Genomic DNA, 20,380 nt, shown 5'->3' on the forward strand with positions numbered 1-20,380 from the left:
CTCAGCGTCGCTTTGCTTTCCTATCCTCTTGGTGCTGTAATTTACTCGCCTTTTTGATCAGGTTTTGGAAGTTGGGGCACTCCAGCTGGTTGTCCTCGGGACAGTGGGCCACATGGCGGAGTCCATCGCGCATGGCTTCAAGCCGGCGGATGTTTTTGTCCAAATCATCGGCCCTATTGAGAAGCTGCTCTCTATCGATAGAGGGATTGCCATTGCTGGCAAACATCTTGCCGATCTCATTCAGGGAAAAACCGGCGTAGCGGCCCAGGGAGATCAGTGACAATTGCTCCACAACAGTGGCTTTGAATATTCGGGTAATCCCCCGGCGACCACAGGATTTTATCAGGCCTTTTTCTTCATAGTAGCGCAGTGTCGAAGAGGGCAGCCCCGACAGTTTGGAAACTGCGCGAATATCCAGTGTTTCCCTATTATTATGCATCGCCACTTGACCTCAAGCTCACTTGAAGTTATATGCTAGTTTCCCGCCTTATTACTGGCAAGTTAAACTTCAGCTTATGCACACTGCGAAAAGTTATTGCGAAGACTCAATGACACAGCCACTGACCCGGATTGCGAAAAGGAAGATCCTGCTCACCCTGTGCCTGGCGACGTTACTGGCGGCCCTGGGGGTCAGTGCGATCAATATGGCCCTGCCCGTATTGATCGATAGCTTCGCAACTTCATTTAGCCATGCCCAGTGGATTACTGTGGCCTATATGATGTGCATGACCGCCACCCTGCCCATAGCCGGCAGTCTCAGCGACCAGTGGGGCCGGCGAAAACTGTTCCTCGCCGGAGGATTGATCTTTACCGTTTCGACAATTTTTTGCGCGCTGTCTTTAAATGTATGGATATTGGTATTTTTCCGCGCGATACAGGGGGCGGGCGCCGCTATGTTTGTAGTGGTGTCTATGGCTATAGCCGGTGATGTTTTCGATAAAAGTGAAACCGGAAAAGTGATCGGCTTACTGGGCAGCCTGTCGGCGATCGGTACCGGCATGGGGCCTATTGTCGGTGGCCTGATTGTAGAAAACCTCAGCTGGCAGGGCATTTTTTACTTAATGGTTCCGGTGGGACTGGGGGTGTTTTTGCTGGCTTATCGCACTCTGCCGGAAAGTGCGGCCGGCGAAGTGCTCGATAGGGGGAGTCGATCCCGGCGCTACCTGGCCGCAGCCGCGCTGTTTTTTAGTATTGTTTTTTACACCCTGGCGATCAAACCCCTGGGGGAGGGGTATTCCGCTATTAATGGTATAGCGGTTGCTTTGGCGGTGATATGCGCTATAGCACTGTCCTGTTTTAGACAGCGAGTACAGCCCCTGCGCCAAGGGTTTATTGGGCCTGTGGGAAAGCAGATATTCCTGGCCAATGTGGCGGGCCACTTTCTGGTGGCCTCGTCGGTTATGAGCAGTTTGATTGTGGGGCCCTTTTATCTGACCCTGGCCCTGCAACTCGATTTGTTTGTCGCGGGCTTGGTAATGACCAGCGGATCATTTACGGTGGCGATCTGTTCGAATTTTGCCGGTCGTGCGGTAGATCGGTTTAAGAGTCGGGGCATCGTTTTATTGGGGCTGCTTATTATGCTGAGCGGAGCCTTGGGTATGGGGCTATTGCGGGTAGAGCAGGGCTTGATGGGCTATCTGCTATTTTCAATTACGGTGGCGGTGGGCTATGGGACCTACCTGTCGACGGTGAACACTTTGACAATAAATAGTGCCCGGGCCGAGGTGCGCGGGCGTATTTCCGGGCTGCTCAGCTTGTCGAGAAGTTTGGGGCTCTTGAGCGGGGCCGCGCTGATGAGTGTTATTTTTGTTGGCAATTTACCCATACAGGCTATGAGCCCGCCGCAGATAGCGGATGGCCTCAATGCCGTTTATTGCCTGGCATCGCTGCTGTTGTTTATGGCCTTGATTATCCAGGTACTATCTATTGTTACCAGCAGATTCACAGCTAAAGTGCAGAGCGCAGGAGCCTCTGAATAATTCTGTAAAACCTCTTTCAGGGCCCCATAGGCTGCGCAATACCCGCTTTGACGCGGGTTTAATGCTTGCGCTATCAATATTGTTGATATCTATCTGCGTTCCCCTACCGCTTAGCGTCTCCCTAGAGCGTTTCAGTGCTAGCCCCGCTTGACTTAAAGCGGGCTTTAAGTTGTATCTTGAGAGTGCGAACTCGCAATAATTTTCTACAGATAATGGGGAGGGCCCGAGTCGTGGCAAATGATTCTTTAAAACAGTGTATTGCGGCACTTAAAGCCAATTGGCAGGGGCTGGATACTTTATCGATTGTGAGATGCCGAGAGGCTCTGGGGAAATTGGCCATATCCAACTCTGCCGAAGCCTGGCTGGCCGATCTCCACGGGCGCAAAGAACCGAGTGTGGAGCTGTATCGCAGTAATGATAAGGGCTTTATTCTGCTGGCGCATGTGGAGCCCAGAGGGCTCTATCGCCAGCCGCATAATCATGGCGCTGGCTGGGTATTTTACGCACTGCAATTTGGTGAGGTGGAGATGTCCACCTATAGGGTATTCCGGCAGGGTGGGCGAGAGCAATTGGTGAGTCGAGGCGGTTATTCAATGAAGCCCGGTGATTGCAGTGCCTTTCTCCCCGGAGATATTCACGATACACGCTGCCGCTCTGAATACAGTTTGATGTTTCGTCTAACCAGCTGTGATTTCAGTGAAGAAAAGCGCGCTGGGCGCTTGAAAGTTTTTTCCTGAGACCGCCTCTATTTGGGGAACTCCTGAATAATTCCGCAATCTCTTGGTGGCCCTCAGGGGCCCTCCCTCTATACAAGAAAATGCCCTTTAGGCCGCGATGGCGAGTGCTACAGGCGGCATCTGGGTTTATGTTTTGTACCTTGAGACGACCTTTTTGTGCTTTTTTATTCCTTTTTACCATTAAACGGTAAAATAAAGTTTTAATTTTTATATTTTATCTGGATTTTGCCTGCTGCCGCTGTGGAGGTGATCGAGAAATTTTCCACCCCAATCTGGAACCATTCCCCCGCTTGTTTATCGAAATTGCTGTGTACGTATGGGGCTTTATAAGCAGCGTGCAAAAATAAATTGAGTATTTGTGATAATTATTAGGATAGGAGGTGCAGGGGCAGCTGCATCCGACTAAAAAACGGGGCAGGGGACTTGGTTCTCTTCCGTTCAGAGAGTTCTTCTGCTGTAAAAACAGTGATACCGCTAGCAGATTCTCGCTTGAACAGTGATCCCCGTGACCGATTGTTTATACAAATCCTTGATTTCTATTTTGGGAAATAATGCCGGGCTACCCAGTATTACCCCATCGCATAAAATTATTTTTAAATAGAACCCTAAAAATGATAACTGGAGTTTCTATGAAACCTATTTTTATTCGCACAGCCATCGCATCGGCACTGATGCTCGGCGCCCAGGGTGCAGGCGCCGCACAACCGGCCGATGATTATGTTAGCGGGCAGAGTTACGCCGGAGGTAGCCAGGTTTGCTATGAGGGAGACCTCTATAAAACCCAGTGGTGGGCAACGGCTGCTCAAACGCCCGCAGATGCCCTAACGGCAGAAAATCGCTGGGACTCCCCCTGGATTTTGGAGACGTCCGGTGCCTGCGAGAGCAGTGGCGGCACCGATGAAGACTCCGGCAACAATAATTCAGATTCAGATTCAGATTCAGATTCAGGTGGGAATACGGATAGCGGCAATAGCGGCGGTGCGGATTCCGACAGCGGTGACAGTGGCAACTCTGGCGGTGACAGTGGTAGCTCCGGTGATTCCGACACCTATATCTCCGGGCAAAATTATCGCAAAGGCGAAGAGGTTTGCTACGACGGCGATTTATTTGTGGCCCAGTGGTGGGTCAATGGCGACGATCACCCCACCGATGCATTAACGGCGGAAAATACCTGGGGCTCCCCGTGGCTGCTGAAGGACGCGGATGCCTGCGCCAGTGACGGCACTTCCGATAATGACAGCGGCGGTGGCGATAGCGGCAGCGATAACGACGATAGTGATAATAGCGGCAGTGATAACAGCGATAACGACAATAGCGATAATAGTGGCGATAACTCCGATAGCACTCCCATTACGGTCAGTGTTTCTGCATCGCAGGCACAGATCAGCGGTGGCGGTAGCGTAACGCTGAATGCGAGCGCCTCCGGTGGCGACGGCAACTTATCGTACAGCTGGGCCCAGCTGTCTCCGGCCTCACCGGAAGCGGATATTGCCTCTGCGACCAGTGCATCGACCAGAGTTACCCTGCCTTCCAGTAGTGAGGATGTGAGCTATGTCTTCAGTCTGATTGTCAGCGATGGCGAGACGAGCGGAGAGGCGCAGGTAACGGTGCAAAACCTCGCAGTGGAGGATGCCGATGAAGACGACAGCGATAATAGCGAGGGTTCCGCAAGCTCGGTAACGGCCAATATCTCAGCCTCCAGTATTGATGTCGGCTGTAGCGGAACGGTTACCCTGGACGGTTCTGGCAGCAGCGGTGGCAGCGATATCTCTTATATTTGGAGCCAAACCAGTGGCCCGGTTGTGAAGATGAGCAGCTATACCGACAGCGCCACCTCAGTGACCCTGTCCGAGACTTACAGCGATGTAACCTACACCTTCCAGCTGACAGCCTCTGATTCCACCCAGGCCAGTGATGTGGATGAAGTGTCCATCAGTCAGGATGGCTGTGCCGCAGCCGATGGATACGTGATGGGTATCAGCGAGCTGGAAGCAACGGAAGAGTCGATCACCAGCAGCGACGCCCTGCTCCAGGAAGTCAAAGACACGGTTGAAACTCGGGATAACGCCGTCGTTGAGGCGGTACAACCGGGCCGCAGTGCCAACCCTGAAAATGTCCTCCGCGTTGAGAGTATTCTGTCTGAAGAGGACTGGGATTACCTCTTTGCCCTCAGAGCGGACGAGTACACCTACACCAATTTCCTGCGCGCGGTAGCCAAGTTCCCCGCATTCTGCGGCGACTATACCGATGGCCGCGATGCCGAAGCGATCTGCCGCAAATCCCTGGCGGTTATGTTTGCGCACTACGCCCAGGAAACCGGTGCTCACGCAACCGGCTGGGAAGTGCCGGAGTGGCGCCAGGGCCTGTATTGGTTGCGCGAAATCGGCTGGACCGAAGATACCTCCGGCGGTTACGGCGCCTGTGATGCCAGCAGCAGCTGGGCAGCTGAGGCGTGGCCCTGTGCGATTAATGCGGACGGCGGTTACAAGAGCTACTTTGGCCGCGGTGCCAAGCAGTTGAGCTGGAACTATAACTACGGTCCCTTCTCTCAGGCCATGTACAGCGATATTTACACGCTGCTGGAAGCGCCGGAATTGGTGGCGGATACCTGGCTGAACCTGGCCAGCTCCATCTTCTTCTTTGTTTACCCACAGCCACCCAAGCCGAGCATTCTGCACGTTATTGATGGTACCTGGGAGCCGAACAGTGTGGACCTGGCAAATAATCTAACCGCAGGGTTTGGTGTTACCACCAATATTATTAACGGGGCGATCGAATGTAGTTCCGGTAGCGAGGATTACCGCTCCCAGTACCGCATCGGCTACTACGAGAATACGGCAGCTTACTTCGGTGTAGAAATCCCGGCAGATGAAGAGCTCGGCTGTGCCAATATGGGGCAGTTCCAGACCGGCGGTGCCGCCTCCCTGGATATCTACTGGGACAAGGATTGGGGCTGGTCTGCGGATACCCCCGACAACGAGAGTTACGCGTGCCAGCTGGTAAATTACCAGACCGCTTACTCGGCGTTGAACGAGGGCGACTATGCCAAGTGTGTTGAAGGTAACTTTGATATGACGATCGATTACCAAGACTAGGCATTAACCACTGAGGCGCGCTAGCGCCTCAATTCCACTCTTTTGGTGGCCCGGCATCTACCCACAGCCTGGCCGCCTTTTTTATTTCACTCTTACCCCACTCTTATTCCACTCTTATTCCATATAGGTCGCGCTATTATTATCGCCAATTTGGGTGACAATCATCGTCGCATCCATGCCGGTTTGAGTCACCATCAGGAAGTTGTTGTTGCCGTCCTGGGTGAGGATAGCGGTTTCCTGCTGGCCACTCTGGAGCAGATCTATCTGGTTAGTGTTGCCCAATTGAGTGAGCCTGGCCGCCTCAGTAGTACCATCCTGTAGAGTGGTAATCTGATTGTTACTACCATTTTGTAGGGCGTACAGATCGTTCTCAACGAGGCTCAGATCGCTAGTGATCGTATTTGAACTGCCTATTTGGATAATTTCTGTGGTGTGATCATAGCTGACGTAACTCAAATCCACCGTATTACTATTGCCCATTTGGCTGATGGAAAAGCTGTTATTGTCCGCCCCTGAAAAGTCGACAGTGCTGCTATTGCTGTCGCCGTATTGGTAGGTGGAGCCGGTGCTGCTGTCAGTGTCTTCGGCCGTCGAGGTACTAACATTACTATTACCGTATTGTGCAATGGCATTAGTCTGTTGTGCACTGTCATTATTGGTAAAGGTGGCAGTATTGGAATCGCCTAACTGGGTAATAATAGCGCTATTGTTGGCGCTGCCAGATATATCCTGGGTAGTGGCGATATTATTGTCCCCGGTTTGAAAAATAAATACCTCAATATCTGCGCTATTATTTTGAGTGACGGAAATAGTATTGTCATTACCCGAGGTCACCGAGATAAGTGCGGCCGAGACGGCGTCAGTTTGAGTGATGGAGACTGTATTGTTGTCACCGATAAGGGTGGCGTTGATTGAACTGGAGGTGGTGTTTTGCTGAGTGGGTGAACCCGTATTGTTCTCCCCGATCAGAGTGTTTTGCAGCTGGGTGTCAGAAGTGCTGATTTGGCTGCCCCCAGCGGAATTATTGCTCCCGTCAATGTTGACTTCCATAATGGTGTCGCTGGTAGACGCCTGACTGATTGATACATCATTATCGTCACCAGTGATATAGCTCTTCATTGTGGAGCCAGTTGTCGCATCTTGCTGGCTGAATGTGGAATTAGTATTTCCTTCCTGCTGCTGGATAATTGTGCCACTGGTATTGCCGTTAATATGGGTGGCAGTGGCGGTGTTGTTGTCGCCGATTTGGACCTGCTCAATCAAGTTGCCGCTGATCGTGGCATCGCTTTGATCGCCAGTGGCACTATTGCCGCTACCGTCCTGTTGTACAATATATTCATTGTCGTCTGCATATACCAGACCGCTAATGGCAAGGGCGAGTAGGGTTGCGGCAATGGGTGAGGACTTCACAGGTAACTCCTTAAGGTCAGTGGGCTAAGTGTGTTGGTTACGGCTGTAGTGAATACCCCTGAGCTGACCGGGTGATCTATCCACAGCGCCTATTTTTTCTGTCTGTGGATATTTCTATCTCAGTTTATCCAGTTATATCGAATGTGGATATTAGCCCAGGGGATAAGTGTGATTTCTTGGGGTTATTTACCAATAATTTTTACAAATTTTTGCGCACGTAATCGCCGAGCGGGCTGGCCCGCCCCCTTGTCTGCCAGCCCCCCCCCCCTCTTGTGTTACTCCATATAAATCGCATGATTATTATCACCAATCTGGGTGACGGTCATCGTCGCATCCATGCCGGTTTGAGTTAGCAGCAGGAAGTTGTTATTGCCGTCCTGGGTGATGGTGGCGGTTTCCTGCTGGCCGCTCTGCGTTAGAACTACCCCGTTGGTATCGCCCAATTGGGTGAGTCTTGCCGTCTCAGTCAGCCCATTCTGAAGGGATGTAATCTGGTTGCTGTTACCATTTTGTAGGGTGTATAAGTCATTCTCAGAGTTACTCTGATTGATATTTATGGTATTTGAGTCGCCCATTTGAATAGATTCTACCCAGTGATCGCTGTCGGATTGCAACAGAGTTGCCGTATTGCTGTCGCCGGTTTGGGTGATGGAAAATTCGTTATTGGAAACCATCGAAAAGACGCTAGTAGTGGTATTGTTGTCCCCGTTTTGCAGGGTGAATCCAAAACTGCCGGTGGAATTCGAGGCAACCGCAGAGCTAAAGTTGTTATCGCCATATTGTTTGATAACGTTAACCTGGTAAGCACTTCCCGTATTGATAAAAGTTCCAGTATTTGTATCGCCTACTTGATTAATTAGGCCGATATTATAGCCACTGCTCGATTGGTCTGTGGTAGTCGCCTGATTGTTATCGCCGGTTTGATAAATTAATACCTCTATATACGAACTGTCAGTTTGGGTGACAGAAATCGTATTGCTATCACCGTAGGTCACCGAGATTAATACCGCCTCGAGGGCGTTAGCTTGGGTGGGGGTGGTGTTATTATTGTTACCGATAAGGGTGGTGTTTATTAAGCTATAGGTGGAGTCTTGCTGGGTGGATGATCCTGTATTGTTATCCCCAATCAGGGTCTCTCTCATCTGGGTGTCAGAAACATTCGTTTGGCTGCCTACTGTGGTATTACTGCTACCGGTAATGCTGACTTCCTTTGTGCTATCGCTGGTCGAGGTTTGAATGCTTGATACATTGTTGTTATCGCCAATAACATAGCTCTCCGCTATTGAATCCGTCGTCGTAGTTTGCACACCAAGTGAGGAATTAGTACTCCCCTCTTGGTACTGAAAGATTGAGCCACTGCTATTGCTGTCAACCTGGCTTGCATAGGTATCGTTGTTGTCACCAATTTGAGTTTGCTCAATAAAATTGTCAGCGATAGTGGCATCGCTCTGATCCACTGTAGCGCTATTGTCACTACCATCCTGTTGCAGGATATAGGTATTATTATCTGCCTGTACCAAGCTGCTAATGGCAAGAGAGAGTAGGGTTGCGGCAATGGGGGAGGCCTTCACAAATAACTCCTTAACGTCAACTGGCTATGGCGTGGGGATTACGGCCATAGAATTTTCGGTATGTTTCCGCTGAAACTTATATTCAATCGCGGTCGTCGCAAACAGCGATATCTCCCGCCGCGCCTTGAGCCCGTTAAATGATTGCAGAGCCGGCACGCTGCGGCCTGGGCTGACTCTGCGCCATTGCGATTGGCATAAATGCTTGGCTATGCCCGAAGGTTGATCATTGTTGCCCTGAAGCACAAAACTCAATAATTCTAGCCTTGCGGCGGCTATTCATTGTTTAGCGTTCGTCGCTTGCTCACTAGAGTTGCATATCAATAAAAATCTAGCGTATTTGAATTTTTAAACCTTGGGGCAAGTATTGCCAATCGGGCGGGGGAGGGGAATGGGATAAAAGTACTGATATATTGGGAGTAAAGTCTACCCGGTGTTTATTGCCGCTGCGATCAATTGGGGGCGGGCTAATTGACTTTACATTTTGCATTTTGTGAGTGCAAAATTTTATCTGCACGGTGGGATTTGTACCGTGTAAAGCTTGGCATTTATAGCCGCCATAAAAGCCCAATGGCTGCTTTAGCGTATCGATGGGGACTCCGCCGCAACACGCCAGAAAACCCCGCGGATGGGCCAGGCCACAGACTGTGCCTAATATCTATAGCCTGTAATTCCCATAGCGGTATTGCGGCGTTTTCAGAGACTCCTCAGATTACTGAGTAAAGGTAGCGCTGTTGTTGTCACCCAGCTGGGTTGCGGTGATTGTATCACTGCTGCCAGTTTGAGTAATCGTCAACGTATTATTATTGCCGTCCTGGGTGAGGATAGCGGCATTCTGCTGGCCGCTTTGGCTAAGGTCTATCTCGTTGATCGTGCCGACCTGAGTTAACATGGCTATTTCACTGGCGCCATTCTGCATCGCATCAATCAGATTGTCTTCACCGTTTTGTAGTGCGTACAGGCTGTTGTCGGCGTTGTCTTGATCGACATCTATGTTACTGGAGTCATCCATTTGGATAACTTCCGCCATATGGCCGGAACCCGATTGATTAACTACGGCAACATTTATAATATCGCTTTGGGTAACCGATACATAACTATCTGAAACGTTAGTTTGAAAGATTGTAAGATTATGGGCGCGCCCACCCTGAAGGGCAACCGCTGTACTATTGTTTGCACTGCTTATTTCTGCATTGATAGAGTTGCCATTCCCATTTTGTACAAAGTTGTTGGTCTGATTAAAGCTCGAGGCAATGGTGGAGTTGGTAAGGTGGGAATTTCCAGTCTGGGTAAGGGTGCTGATATTGTTGGCGCCGCCAGTGCGATCTTGCACAGTGCCAACATGGGTGTTGCCCGTTTGAAAAATCGTAATGGTAGAATTTGAAACATCAGTTTGGATTGGAGTGGGATCGTTGCTATCGCCATAAGTTTCCGAAATTGCTGTTGAGGAATCCGAATTCTGCTGATTTAAATCGGGGCGGTTACCCTCACCAACAACGGTAAAACTAGCACTGACATTGCTGTTATTCACTTGAAATGATTCCGCGTCGTTATTATTTCCTTCAATGGCATAGATCACCGTTGTATCTGAATTTCCTGTTTGCATATTTTCTATTTCATTGCCGTTTCCTGTTACATAAACGCCGATAAAGCTGGTGGAGTTGGAAGTTTGGGTGGTTTGTAAATCATTGTTGTCACCGATAGCACTGGTTTCTACCGTTGAGTTAGTGTTGCCGTCTTGGGTGCTGAGGGAGTAATTATTGCTGTCCTCCTGATACTGGGTAATTGTCCCGCCGATATTGCTATTAGATTGAGTCGCATCCACAGAATTGCTCGTTCCGATTTGAGTTTGATCTATAAGATTGTCGCTGATGGTGGCGTCGCTCTGGTCCCCGGTGGCGGTATTATCGGTACCCTCCTGGTTGAGGATAGACTCATTGTCGTCAGCATAAACTAGGCCGCTAATGGCAAGAGATAATGCGGTAGCGACTACAGGTAAGATTCTCATAAGTAACCCCTTTACTTCGGCTCTCTATGGCGCATTGATGGCGTCCATAGGGCTTCCTGTATTACACAGGTGAAATCTATATCCCATCCCGGTACAAACGAGCAGCTACTCGATTCGCCCCTGGCACTCGGGGGGGATGATCGGCCCAAAATGGTGAGAGAAGTAGTGAGACTGCTGACTTGCACTGGCTTCAAGCCATTATTGTTAGCATAAATACTCGGCTATGCTGGCGCATTCACATTTGATGGTTTTAAAAGTGATTCCATAATCCTCCTCTATAGAGCGTTCGATAGGCTTGCCAAGTGGAGTGGGTTTAGTAATAGCACAAGTATTGTTAATGAAAGTTGTGCTGAGAATGGGATAAAAGCACTGAGATATTAGTAATAAAGTTTATGCGCATTCTCTTACTGGAGCGCAGGTATTGGGTGTTGTCCACTAATTGGCGCTGCAACTGCGCCCCGCTTGGTCCAAGCTTTAATATCCGTTGCATAACTTGCACAGAGTGAAGTGTGGCATTTATGGCAGCCGCAAAGACCCCGCTAACACGATCACAGATTATTGGCCTGGTGGCTTTGTCGCTGGCCCTTTTTTTAGTGGCCAATGATTTTACGGCCTTTTCTGTTGCCATTCCGGCAATGGAAAAACACTTCCACGCCGATATTTCCACGCTCCAGTGGGTGATCAATGGTTATGCGCTGGTGTTCGGGATTGTGATTGTTACCGGTGGTCGTTTGGCGGATATGTTTGGCCGCCGCCGTCTTTTCTTTATCGGGACTGCAATTTTTGCCGGCTTTTCCGTTGTCGGCGGCCTGGCCGTCAACGAGTGGATGCTGCTGGGGAGCCGGGCATTGATGGGGGTTGGCGGTGCCCTGATGTGGCCTGCGGTCCTCGGTATGACCTACCAGATTATGCCCGAGGATAGAGCCGGGCAGGCGGGCGGCTTGATTATGACGGTGTGCGGCTTTGCCAATGCGATAGGGCCGCTGCTGGGAGGGTTTTTTACCGAGTTTGTCAGTTGGCGCTGGATATTTTTTATTAACTTTCCCATTGCCTTGACGGCAATGCTGGTGGGCTGGAAAGTTATTGAAGCGGATAAGCCGGATAACAATAATGAAAAAGTCGATTACTGGGGTATGCTGACCCTGTCAATCTGCCTGTTGGCATTGATGCTGTCGTTGGATTTTGCGATTGATGTGGGGTTTACCAGCCCGCCGGTTATTGGGCTTATTAGCGCGTCGCTGCTATTTTTTGTTATCTTTGCCTGGGTCGAGCCCCATACCCGCGCGGACCCGCTGATCCCCTCGGATGTCGCGGCCAATTGGCGTTTTTTTGCCGTCGGTTTGGTAACACTGCTGTTATCGGTCACCTTCGTTTCCATGCTGCTGTATATCCCCCAATTTTTGATTCGAATATTGGACTTTTCCGCCGTTTGGTCCGGTGTCGGTTTATTGCCGGTGATGGTAACTTTTGCGCTGGTCTCCTATATTGCGGGGCGCCTCTATGAGGTCTTGGGAGCCCGCTTGATTCTGGCGGCTGCGGCTTTCTTTTTGGGCTTGGGAATGCTTTTACTCTCCGGGTTAATGCTGCACGAGCGCTACCTGCACCTGGTGCCGGGGATGCTCGCCCTCGGGGTGGGCCTGGGTTTGTATTTTCCCACCATAACAACCACCGGTGTCACCGTGCTGGGTCCCGCTAAGGCAAGTCTGGCGGCGGCCTTAATTTATATGTTTCAAATTATTGGTGGGGCCATCGGCCTGGCGATAAATACCACGGTTGTGGCAATGGCCCCGGAGTTGTCTGCGGGTATTGACCGGGCCTTTACGCTGAATGCGGGTTTGGCCGCTGTGGCATTATTGCTGAGTTTATTTTTTGTTAAGGCCGGTGCTTCCCAGAAGTCATAAAGTTGTGCGATACTTTAAATGCACTTTAAAGTGCACTTTATCCTCACTTTTTTCTTTTCTAAAAAAGAAATAACCCTATAAAACATAGGGTTTTTGCATTACCGCCGACAGTGTAAGATTTTTCTCACACCGCACAAATTAATTTACCCGGCACTTATTTTTTTGTTAACTATTTTGCTTAATTGAGTAAGAATAGGACGCTTTCCCGCTCCCCGGAAATGGACTCTCGCGGGATATTCCGCAACGATGCGGGTGACTAAAAAGTCGGCGCGGCTACTGAGCTGGCGCCGCTGAACAGATAAATCTCTCTGCGCCCCGCCTGTTGGGGCGCCTTTGCCACCCCAATAGGCGGGTCTGCCGGGATGGTTTTGTGCTGCGAATTATGTGTATAGGGAGCCTGGGGTTCCTGTAGTTGGTAAGGAGAACGGATTTTGATACCTATCGTTGACCGCGCGCGCGCGGAATCTATTGCACCTATTTGGCGTATGCCATTCCGCCCGTTTTTTTGGGGGGCGGCGCTGTGGAGTATGCTTGCCCTGTTGATCTGGCAGGGGCAGCTGCTGGGCTGGCAGATGCCGGCGCTGCGCGCGGGGGTGGTCTGGCACTCCCATGAGATGCTGTTCGGCTTCGCCGCTACGGTGGTGGTGGGCTTTCTCGGCACCGCCATGCAGACCTGGACCGGTATTCCCTCGCCCAAGGGTGGCCAGCTTATGGGGCTGGTCGGTCTGTGGCTTTTGGCCCGCCTGGGCTACCTGCTGGCAGCGGTGCCTATCTGGGTGCCGGTGATTGCCGAAGTGTCCTTTTTCCTGTTTTCGGCTTTTCTGCTCGGCGCCAGGGTGTTGAGAACCAAACAGTGGCGGAATATGTTTGTGTTGCCGGCGATGCTGATGTTTGCCGCGCTATCGGCCAGTCATTGGCTGTTGCCCGCTGCGCAGAGTCGGATTGCCCTGTTGGCGCTGCTGCTGGTGACGGCCATTATTTTGGTGATCGGCGGGCGGGTTATCCCGTTCTTTACTGCGCGTCGTTTCCATATGAGCCCAAGGGATAAGTTGCCCGCTGTGGAGTGGGGTACCCATATTGCGGTGCTGGGTTTATTGCTGTCGGTGGCGATTGGCTTGCCGAAAATAGTGTGGGCCTTTTTTGTATTTTCCCTGGGGGTTTTACAGGTGATTCGCGTACTGCGCTGGCACCCCACTAAAATATGGGCAGAACCGATGGTGTGGTCTCTGCACGTGAGTTACTGGCTGGTTATTTTGGGCTGTTTCCTCGCGGCTTTGGCCTGGAGTCATATTGCCCCCTCCTGGCAGAGCCCAGCCCTGCACGCGTTTGCGGTTGGCGGTATCGGTGGGTTGATTTTGTCTATGACCAGCCGGGTCAGCCTCGGCCATACCGGTCGAGTACTGCAAGCGCCGCGCTGGATGCCCCTGGCGTTTGTGGCCTTGGCGCTATCGGCGCTCGCGCGCGTTTTTTGGGCGCCGGCGCCGAGCGGTTTTCTCGCGGCAATTATTGCCTGGGTAGTCGGTTACACGCTTTTCCTGCTGTATTACACCCCGGTGTTGTTCCAACCGCGCGTTGATGGCCACCCCGGCTAATACGCTGTAGGCCGTTGGTTGCTGCGGTGGTTTTTATCCGCAGCAACTGGGGTGCGCTAATTTAAAAAGTGAGTTAATTTCAGCTCCTCGCGCAATGGCGTTGAACTGAGCGGTATTTTCCCTGTCTTTTAGCTGTTAGTGTCTTCCTTGCTGGTGGGTTTTAATTTCGGCTTCTCCCCCTGCGCCTGACCCTGACGCGCATTGGCAGCCCTTCCTTCGATACGCGCATTGATCTTATCGGGGTTGCCGGCAAGAAGCCCTGTGGGCTCATTTTCATCGAATGGCGGAGTGGGATATTTTTCGCGGTGCTTGCGGCTAAATTCTTTCAGGCGCTCTTTGATTTGCGTATCTGTAGGTTCGGATAGGTGTTTTCTACTCATCTTTAAGTTCCCGATCGGCTTTAAAGGGTGTCGGGTTTGTCCGCTTGCGGGAAGGTGGTGACTTGTGGAATCTCGTTGAGGTCCTGATCCCACTCGGCTTTGCTGGCCATAAAAATATGGGCATTGGGCTTTATCGCTATGGGGCTGTCCAGGCTGCCGGCAGGCACCGCCAGGTGTCCAAGCTCTTTATCCTCCAGCGGCAGAGCGGAGCCGCACTCCCTGCAAAAACCCTTGCTGTGACGGGTGCCGGCCAGCTTGAAAATTTTGCTGGCCTCACTACCGGCCAGCCACTTGAGCTTAGCGGTCGAGGAAAATAACGTGGCGGCGTGAGCAGAGCCGGTGTCTTTGCGACAGTAGCCGCAGTGGCAGAGAAAGAAGCCCTCAAAGTCTCCGTCGATCTCGTAGCGAACGGTGCCACAGAGGCAAGATCCTGTTTTGTTCATCAGTCCTGGATTCCTTTCCGTAGATATGGGTTTTATTGCTTATAGCTGTATTGTGCCTTCGAGGTAGGGCACCGCTTTACCTGAGATAATGACCCTGTCTCCGGCGATAGTGCAATTTAGCAGGCCGCCGCGCGTGGAGGCTTGATAGGCAAGCAACTCTTTCTTATCCAGAATTTGTGACCAGTAGGGGGCGAGCCCGGTATGAATTGAACCGGTTACCGGGTCTTCGGCGCCGCCATTGGCTGGCCAGAAATAGCGGGAGATAAAATCGTACTTATCAGATTTTGCCGTAACGACCACATCGTAGGGGGCGAGTTTCTTTAGATTATCCGCATTCTGCTGTACATCCAGTACCTCTTGTTCGCTATCGTAGATGGCAAAGTAGGCCTGGTCGTTCAGCAGTATTTTGGCCGGTGTTATTGAGAGCCCCTCCAGTAATTCCGCTGGTATGCGATCTACGGCTTGCGGCTCCCTGCGCGGGAAGTCCATGGAAATAATTCCATTTTCTCCTCGGTTGATTGTCATTTTGCCCACAGCGCTCGCATGGAGCTGGAGTTGCTCGCACTGAGGGTTTTGAGAAAAAAGAACATGGGCTGAGGCCAGGGTGGCATGGCCGCAAAAATCGATCTCGGTTAGCGGCGAGAACCAGCGAATCTTATAGTCGCCGTCTGGGTGCTTTACCAGAAAGGCGGTCTCAGACAGATTGTTTTCTGTGGCGATAGACTGCATTAGTTCGGCGTCCAGCCACTCCTGGGTAATTACTACCCCGGCCGAATTTCCGTGAAAGACCCGGTCGGTAAAGGCGTTAATAAAATGAATTTTAAGTTCCACGGCAGGCTCCTGGGGTAGTTGGCGCTAAGCCCGTATTTATACCGCTAAAAAACCTCGCTTTACACCGCTATAGCGCGGGCCGAGATTGACGTTAACCTGATCTGAATCACTTGCTCGCCAGTGCAAATCTCTACAGTGGCCGATATTTGGTGTATGCAAACCGGGGGTGAGTGATGGAGTCTGATGTCGCTATTGTGGGGGGCGGTCCCGCTGGGTTGTCCCTGGCGGTGATGCTGGCCCGCAGGGGTTGCCGGGTGGCCATTGTTGAGCGCCAGGATAAGTCGGCGCTGTCTGCGCCGGTCAACGACGGCCGCGAGATTGCCCTGACACACAAATCCTACAAGCTGTTGCAAGAACTGGGGGCCTGGCAGAGATTATCCCCGCAAGAGATCAGTCCGCTAAATGCTGCCGAGGTGGTCGACGGCAACTCCCCTTCGACGCTCCACTTTGGTCGGGAAGAACGGGGGCCTCTGGGTTTTATTGTCTGCAACGCTGCGATCCGGCGAATCTTATATGAGACAGTATTGGAGAGCGAGAATATAACGCTGCTCGATAACTCGACCGTTACCGGGATGACATTGAACGGTGCTGTGCGTCACCTTGAGTTGGCAGAGGGGGAGGGTGTGCGCGCTTCCCTGGTGGTTGCAGCGGATAGCCGTTTTTCTGAGGTGCGGCGCATGGCGGGCATTGGCGCCGATATGCGCGATTTTGGCCGTGTGGCGATTGTCGGCCCGGTGCGCACTGCGCTGGCCCACGGCGGCATTGCCCGCGAGTGTTTCCGCTACGGTTCGACCCTGGCGCTGCTGCCGCTGCCTCAGCCCAATGTATCATCGGCGGTTGTCACTGTCCCCGCCAGTCTTACCGCGCAGATTATGGCGATGGATAACCGTGACTTCGCCGCGCATGTGTTGCGCGAGAGTGGCTCCCAGCTCGGCAGTGTCGAGGCTTTTGGCGAGCGCCACTGCTACCCACTGGTGGCGACCTATGCGCAGTGCTTTTTCGCCGAGCGCTTTGCCCTGGTGGGAGATGCCGCTGTGGGTATGCACCCGGTTACGGCACATGGGTTCAATTTGGGTTTGGCCGGTGCGGACACTCTGGCGCGCCAGTTGGGGGATACTGGCCGCTTACATCAGCCGGCCAAACTGGCCCGCGCCTTAAGCCGCTACCAGCTGCTGCACCGGCTGGAGTCCAAGCCGATTTACTCCGGTACCAACCGGGTGGTGGATTTGTTTACCGACGATCGCCTGCCGGCTAAGTTGCTGCGCAAGGTGGTGTTGCGGGCCAGCGATCGCTTTGCGCCGATCCGCAAGGCGATAGTGCATCAGCTGACCCGCTAGCTTATTTAGACGGGGCTGTTCTTCGTTCTTTTTATAAAGGGGTATGTGCAGGAAAGAAGAAGGTATATAGAGACGCTCGGCCAGAGGCGCTCGGCTTGCGGGATTTTCTTCTTTTTCTATACTGATCTGCGAGATGGTAGCGCCGGCTTTTTCCCGCCAGGTGAAAACAAATGCCAATTATGGCTTGACTCGCCGAGTCAGCCCCAATAGAATGCGCAGCCTCTTGAGTGGTTGGGCTGGTCCCGCCGCAGGAAGCAAAGATCAACCAGGCTTTGTTTCTTGGAGTTGTTGCGGGGTGGAGCAGCCTGGTAGCTCGTCGGGCTCATAACCCGAAGGTCGTAGGTTCAAATCCTGCCCCCGCTACCAATTTCCCGAGGGAAAATTTGATTGCGCTTTTGTTGTTGCGGGGTGGAGCAGCCTGGTAGCTCGTCGGGCTCATAACCCGAAGGTCGTAGGTTCAAATCCTGCCCCCGCTACCAACTTGCCTTTAGGGCAAAACTTTGATTGCGCTTTCGTTGTTGCGGGGTGGAGCAGCTTGGTAGCTCGTCGGGCTCATAACCCGAAGGTCGTAGGTTCAAATCCTGCCCCCGCTACCAGATTCAGGTGCCAGTGGTATTTAGGTCGATGCCCGACGATTCGGACTCCCCTTTTACCTCTGGCGGCATAGCCGGCGAAGGTCATAGGTTAAACTCTGTCTTCGCTAGCAAATTCCGGTACCAGTGGTACTTAGGTCGATGTCCGACGGTTCGGGCTCTCCTTTTACCTCTGGCGGCATAGCCGAGCGAAGGTCATAGGTTAAACCCTATCCTCGCTACCAAATTCAGGTGCCAGTGGCGCTTAGGTCGATGCCTGACAGTTCGGGCTCCCTTTTCACCTCTGGCCGGCATGGCCGGGCGAAGGTTCCAGATTATATCTGCCCCCGCTACCAAATTTGCATCCGTGCACACTGACTGTGCGGATGTGCGGTCAAAGCCCCGTCAGGGGCTTTTTCGTATCTGCAAGAAAAGTTGCAGATATTTTTCGAAGTGGGCCGCAGGCCCATTTTTTGTATGTGGTGACGAGAATGGCGAGCAAACGCGAATTGCTGGAAGAGCTTCTGGCGCCGGTGGTGGCATCGCTGGGTTGTGAACTGTGGGGTATTGAGTACCAAACACACGGTCGCAACGCACTGCTGCGCATTTATATCGATTCCGAAAACGGTATTGCCGTAGAGGACTGCGAGAAAGTGAGCCGCCAGTCCAGTGCTGTGCTGGATGTGGAAGACCCCATCAGTAGCAAGTACACACTTGAAGTCTCTTCCCCAGGCCTCGACCGCCCTCTCTATAAACTGGCTCAGTACGAGCGCTTTATCGGCGCCCAGATTGAAGTTCGCCTGCGTATGCCTCTGGATGGGCAGCGCAAGTGGCGCGGACTGCTGGCCGGTGTAGAGGGTGATGAAGTGGTTCTGCGTGTGGATAGTGAAAACGAATACCTTTTGCCGATCGACAGTATCGAAAAAGCAAATATCATTCCCCAATTTACCAAATAACCTGTAGGAGCCTGAGCTCAGGCGATTTTGAGGCACAGTTGCATGAACAAAGAGATCTTGCTGGTAGCCGAGGCGGTATCCAACGAGAAGGGCGTTGACCAGGAGATTATTTTCCAGGCCATCGAAGCGGCATTGGCAACGGCCACGAAGAAACGCTACGACGAAGATTCAACCATTGAGGTTATCATTGATCGCCGCACCGGTGATTACGAGACTTTCCGCAGCTGGGAAGTGGTCGGCGATGAAGTCCTGGCGGAATTGGGTACCCAGTTCACTCTGGAAGAAGCTCACGAGAAAGATGCGGAGCTAAAAGCCGGTGATATTTTCCGCGAGCAGGTGGAAAATGTGGAGTTCGGCCGTATCGCCGCACAGACCGCCAAGCAGGTTATCGTACAGAAGGTACGTGAAGCCGAGCGCGCCAAGGTTGTGGATGAGTACCGCGATCGCGTAGGCGAGATGGTCAGCGGCACGGTGAAAAAAGTAACCCGCGACTTTATCGCAGTGGATCTGGGCAATAACGCCGAAGCGCGCCTGCCCCGCGATCAACTGGTTGGTCGTGAAATTTTCCGACTCGGCGATCGCGTGCGCGCAATCCTGTTGGAAATTCAGCCGGAAGCCCGCGGCCCTCAGCTGATGCTGAGCCGCTCCTGCCCGGAAATGCTTATCGAGCTGTTCCGCATTGAAGTGCCGGAAATCTCCGAGCAGGTTATTGAAATTAAAGGCGCAGCCCGCGATCCCGGTCTGCGTGCAAAAATTGCGGTAAACACCAACGACGGTCGCATCGACCCGGTGGGTGCCTGTGTGGGCATGCGCGGTGCGCGTGTTCAGGCGGTGTCCAACGAGCTGTCCGGTGAGCGCGTGGATATCGTGCTGTGGGACGAAAACCCCGCTCAGTTCGTTATCAATGCCATGGCGCCGGCGGAAATTGAGTCCATCGTCGTGGACGAAGACACCGGTTCTATGGATGTAGCCGTAGCCGAGGAAAACCTCGCTATGGCGATCGGCCGCAGCGGCCAGAACGTGCGCCTGGCCTCCGAACTGACTCAGTGGCAGATCAATGTCATGAGCAGTGCCGAGTGGCAGAGTAAGCAGGAAGCTGAGTCCAGCTCCATTATGCAGGTGTTTATGGATCGCCTGGATATTGAGGAAGACGTTGCCAGTGTACTGGTGGAAGAGGGCTTTGCCTCCCTGGAAGAGGTAGCTTATGTTCCCATCGAGGAAATGCTCGCAATTGAGGGCTTCGATGAGGATATCGCTGAGGAGTTGCGCGCCCGCGCCAAGGATACCCTGTTGACTCAGGCGCTGGCTTCCGAAGAGAAGCTGGATGAATCTGAGCCCCAGGAAGATCTCTTGAATATGGACGGTATGGAGCGCCAACTGGCCTTCCAACTGGCCAGTCGAGGGATCGCTACTATGGAAGACCTGGCGGAGCAGGCTGTTGATGATCTGTTGGATATCGATGGTCTCGACCAGGAGCGCGCTGCCGCGCTGATTATGAAAGCGCGTGAGCCCTGGTTTGCCGATGACAGCGGCGAATAAGCTTAAGCGCAGCGAAAGATAACTTACGTATA

15 protein-coding genes and 3 tRNA genes are annotated in these 20,380 nt (G+C 52.4%); 11 read left to right on the plus strand and 7 right to left on the minus strand.

What is annotated here, in order from left to right; translation table 11 throughout:
* Nucleotide 1: 1 nt before the first annotated feature.
* A complete protein-coding gene (locus ACJJIF_RS18775) occupies nt 2-439 on the minus strand; it encodes a helix-turn-helix domain-containing protein (protein ID WP_444929803.1) in 438 nt (145 codons plus the stop codon).
* A 109-nt stretch (nt 440-548) separates the two neighbouring features.
* Between ACJJIF_RS18775 and ACJJIF_RS18780 the strand changes: the two genes are divergently transcribed.
* The 3 genes from ACJJIF_RS18780 (at nt 549) to ACJJIF_RS18790 (ending at nt 5,811) form a co-directional block, all read left to right on the plus strand.
* Nucleotides 549-1,979, plus strand: a complete 1,431-nt coding sequence (locus ACJJIF_RS18780; protein WP_444929804.1) for an MFS transporter — start codon at nt 549-551, stop codon at nt 1,977-1,979.
* 230 nt (nt 1,980-2,209) lie between these two features.
* Nucleotides 2,210-2,716: a hypothetical protein gene (locus ACJJIF_RS18785; protein WP_444929805.1), complete on the plus strand. Its 507-nt coding sequence runs from the start codon at nt 2,210-2,212 to the stop codon at nt 2,714-2,716.
* A gap of 629 nt (nt 2,717-3,345) precedes the next feature.
* Complete coding sequence (locus tag ACJJIF_RS18790) at nt 3,346-5,811, plus strand: chitinase (protein ID WP_444929806.1); 2,466 nt, start codon at nt 3,346-3,348, stop codon at nt 5,809-5,811.
* A 114-nt stretch (nt 5,812-5,925) separates the two neighbouring features.
* Here the strand turns inward: ACJJIF_RS18790 and ACJJIF_RS18795 are convergent, their stop codons facing one another.
* From ACJJIF_RS18795 to ACJJIF_RS18805, 3 genes are all read right to left on the minus strand, one after another.
* Nucleotides 5,926-7,221 (minus strand): hypothetical protein, encoded by a 1,296-nt coding sequence (locus tag ACJJIF_RS18795; protein ID WP_444929807.1) that lies wholly within the window; start codon nt 7,219-7,221, stop codon nt 5,926-5,928.
* A gap of 275 nt (nt 7,222-7,496) precedes the next feature.
* Nucleotides 7,497-8,792 carry a hypothetical protein gene (locus ACJJIF_RS18800; RefSeq protein ID WP_444929808.1) on the minus strand — a complete coding sequence of 432 codons (1,296 nt, stop codon included), beginning with the start codon at nt 8,790-8,792 and terminating at the stop codon, nt 7,497-7,499.
* Nucleotides 8,793-9,501: 709 nt separating this feature from the next.
* The gene (locus ACJJIF_RS18805) at nt 9,502-10,797 is read right to left on the minus strand and encodes an autotransporter outer membrane beta-barrel domain-containing protein (protein WP_444929809.1); all 1,296 of its coding nucleotides are present in this window, start codon (nt 10,795-10,797) and stop codon (nt 9,502-9,504) included.
* Between the two features lie 518 nt (nt 10,798-11,315).
* Between ACJJIF_RS18805 and ACJJIF_RS18810 the strand changes: the two genes are divergently transcribed.
* Both ACJJIF_RS18810 and ACJJIF_RS18815 read left to right on the plus strand, forming a co-directional pair.
* Nucleotides 11,316-12,698, plus strand: coding sequence for an MFS transporter (locus ACJJIF_RS18810; protein WP_444929810.1), 1,383 nt, complete (start codon nt 11,316-11,318; stop codon nt 12,696-12,698).
* Nucleotides 12,699-13,129: 431 nt separating this feature from the next.
* Nucleotides 13,130-14,290, plus strand: coding sequence for an NnrS family protein (locus ACJJIF_RS18815; protein WP_444929811.1), 1,161 nt, complete (start codon nt 13,130-13,132; stop codon nt 14,288-14,290).
* Between the two features lie 128 nt (nt 14,291-14,418).
* Here ACJJIF_RS18815 and ACJJIF_RS18820 read toward each other — a convergent pair whose 3' ends face one another.
* From ACJJIF_RS18820 to ACJJIF_RS18830, 3 genes are read right to left on the minus strand one after another with little or no spacing between them, the layout of a single operon-like run.
* Nucleotides 14,419-14,670, minus strand: a complete 252-nt coding sequence (locus ACJJIF_RS18820; protein ID WP_444929812.1) for a hypothetical protein — start codon at nt 14,668-14,670, stop codon at nt 14,419-14,421.
* Nucleotides 14,671-14,690: 20 nt separating this feature from the next.
* Entirely contained in the window at nt 14,691-15,113 is a 423-nt protein-coding gene (locus tag ACJJIF_RS18825) for a GFA family protein (protein WP_444929813.1), read from the minus strand.
* A gap of 39 nt (nt 15,114-15,152) precedes the next feature.
* A complete protein-coding gene (locus ACJJIF_RS18830; RefSeq protein ID WP_444929814.1) occupies nt 15,153-15,944 on the minus strand; it encodes a PhzF family protein in 792 nt (263 codons plus the stop codon).
* Nucleotides 15,945-16,117: 173 nt separating this feature from the next.
* Between ACJJIF_RS18830 and ubiM the strand changes: the two genes are divergently transcribed.
* The 6 genes from ubiM (at nt 16,118) to nusA (ending at nt 20,348) form a co-directional block, all read left to right on the plus strand.
* Complete coding sequence (gene ubiM / locus ACJJIF_RS18835; RefSeq protein WP_444929815.1) at nt 16,118-17,281, plus strand: 5-demethoxyubiquinol-8 5-hydroxylase UbiM; 1,164 nt, start codon at nt 16,118-16,120, stop codon at nt 17,279-17,281.
* A gap of 289 nt (nt 17,282-17,570) precedes the next feature.
* Nucleotides 17,571-17,647 (plus strand) — tRNA-Met (locus tag ACJJIF_RS18840).
* A 36-nt stretch (nt 17,648-17,683) separates the two neighbouring features.
* Nucleotides 17,684-17,760, plus strand: a tRNA-Met gene (locus tag ACJJIF_RS18845).
* A 40-nt stretch (nt 17,761-17,800) separates the two neighbouring features.
* Nucleotides 17,801-17,877, plus strand: a tRNA-Met gene (locus ACJJIF_RS18850).
* 467 nt (nt 17,878-18,344) lie between these two features.
* Entirely contained in the window at nt 18,345-18,809 is a 465-nt protein-coding gene (gene rimP, locus ACJJIF_RS18855) for a ribosome maturation factor RimP (RefSeq protein ID WP_444929816.1), read from the plus strand.
* 42 nt (nt 18,810-18,851) lie between these two features.
* The gene (gene nusA / locus ACJJIF_RS18860; RefSeq protein WP_444929817.1) at nt 18,852-20,348 is read left to right on the plus strand and encodes a transcription termination factor NusA; all 1,497 of its coding nucleotides are present in this window, start codon (nt 18,852-18,854) and stop codon (nt 20,346-20,348) included.
* Nucleotides 20,349-20,380: the final 32 nt, after the last annotated feature.

It is taken from the genome of Microbulbifer regidiadema (SeqCode) (assembly GCF_052467605.1).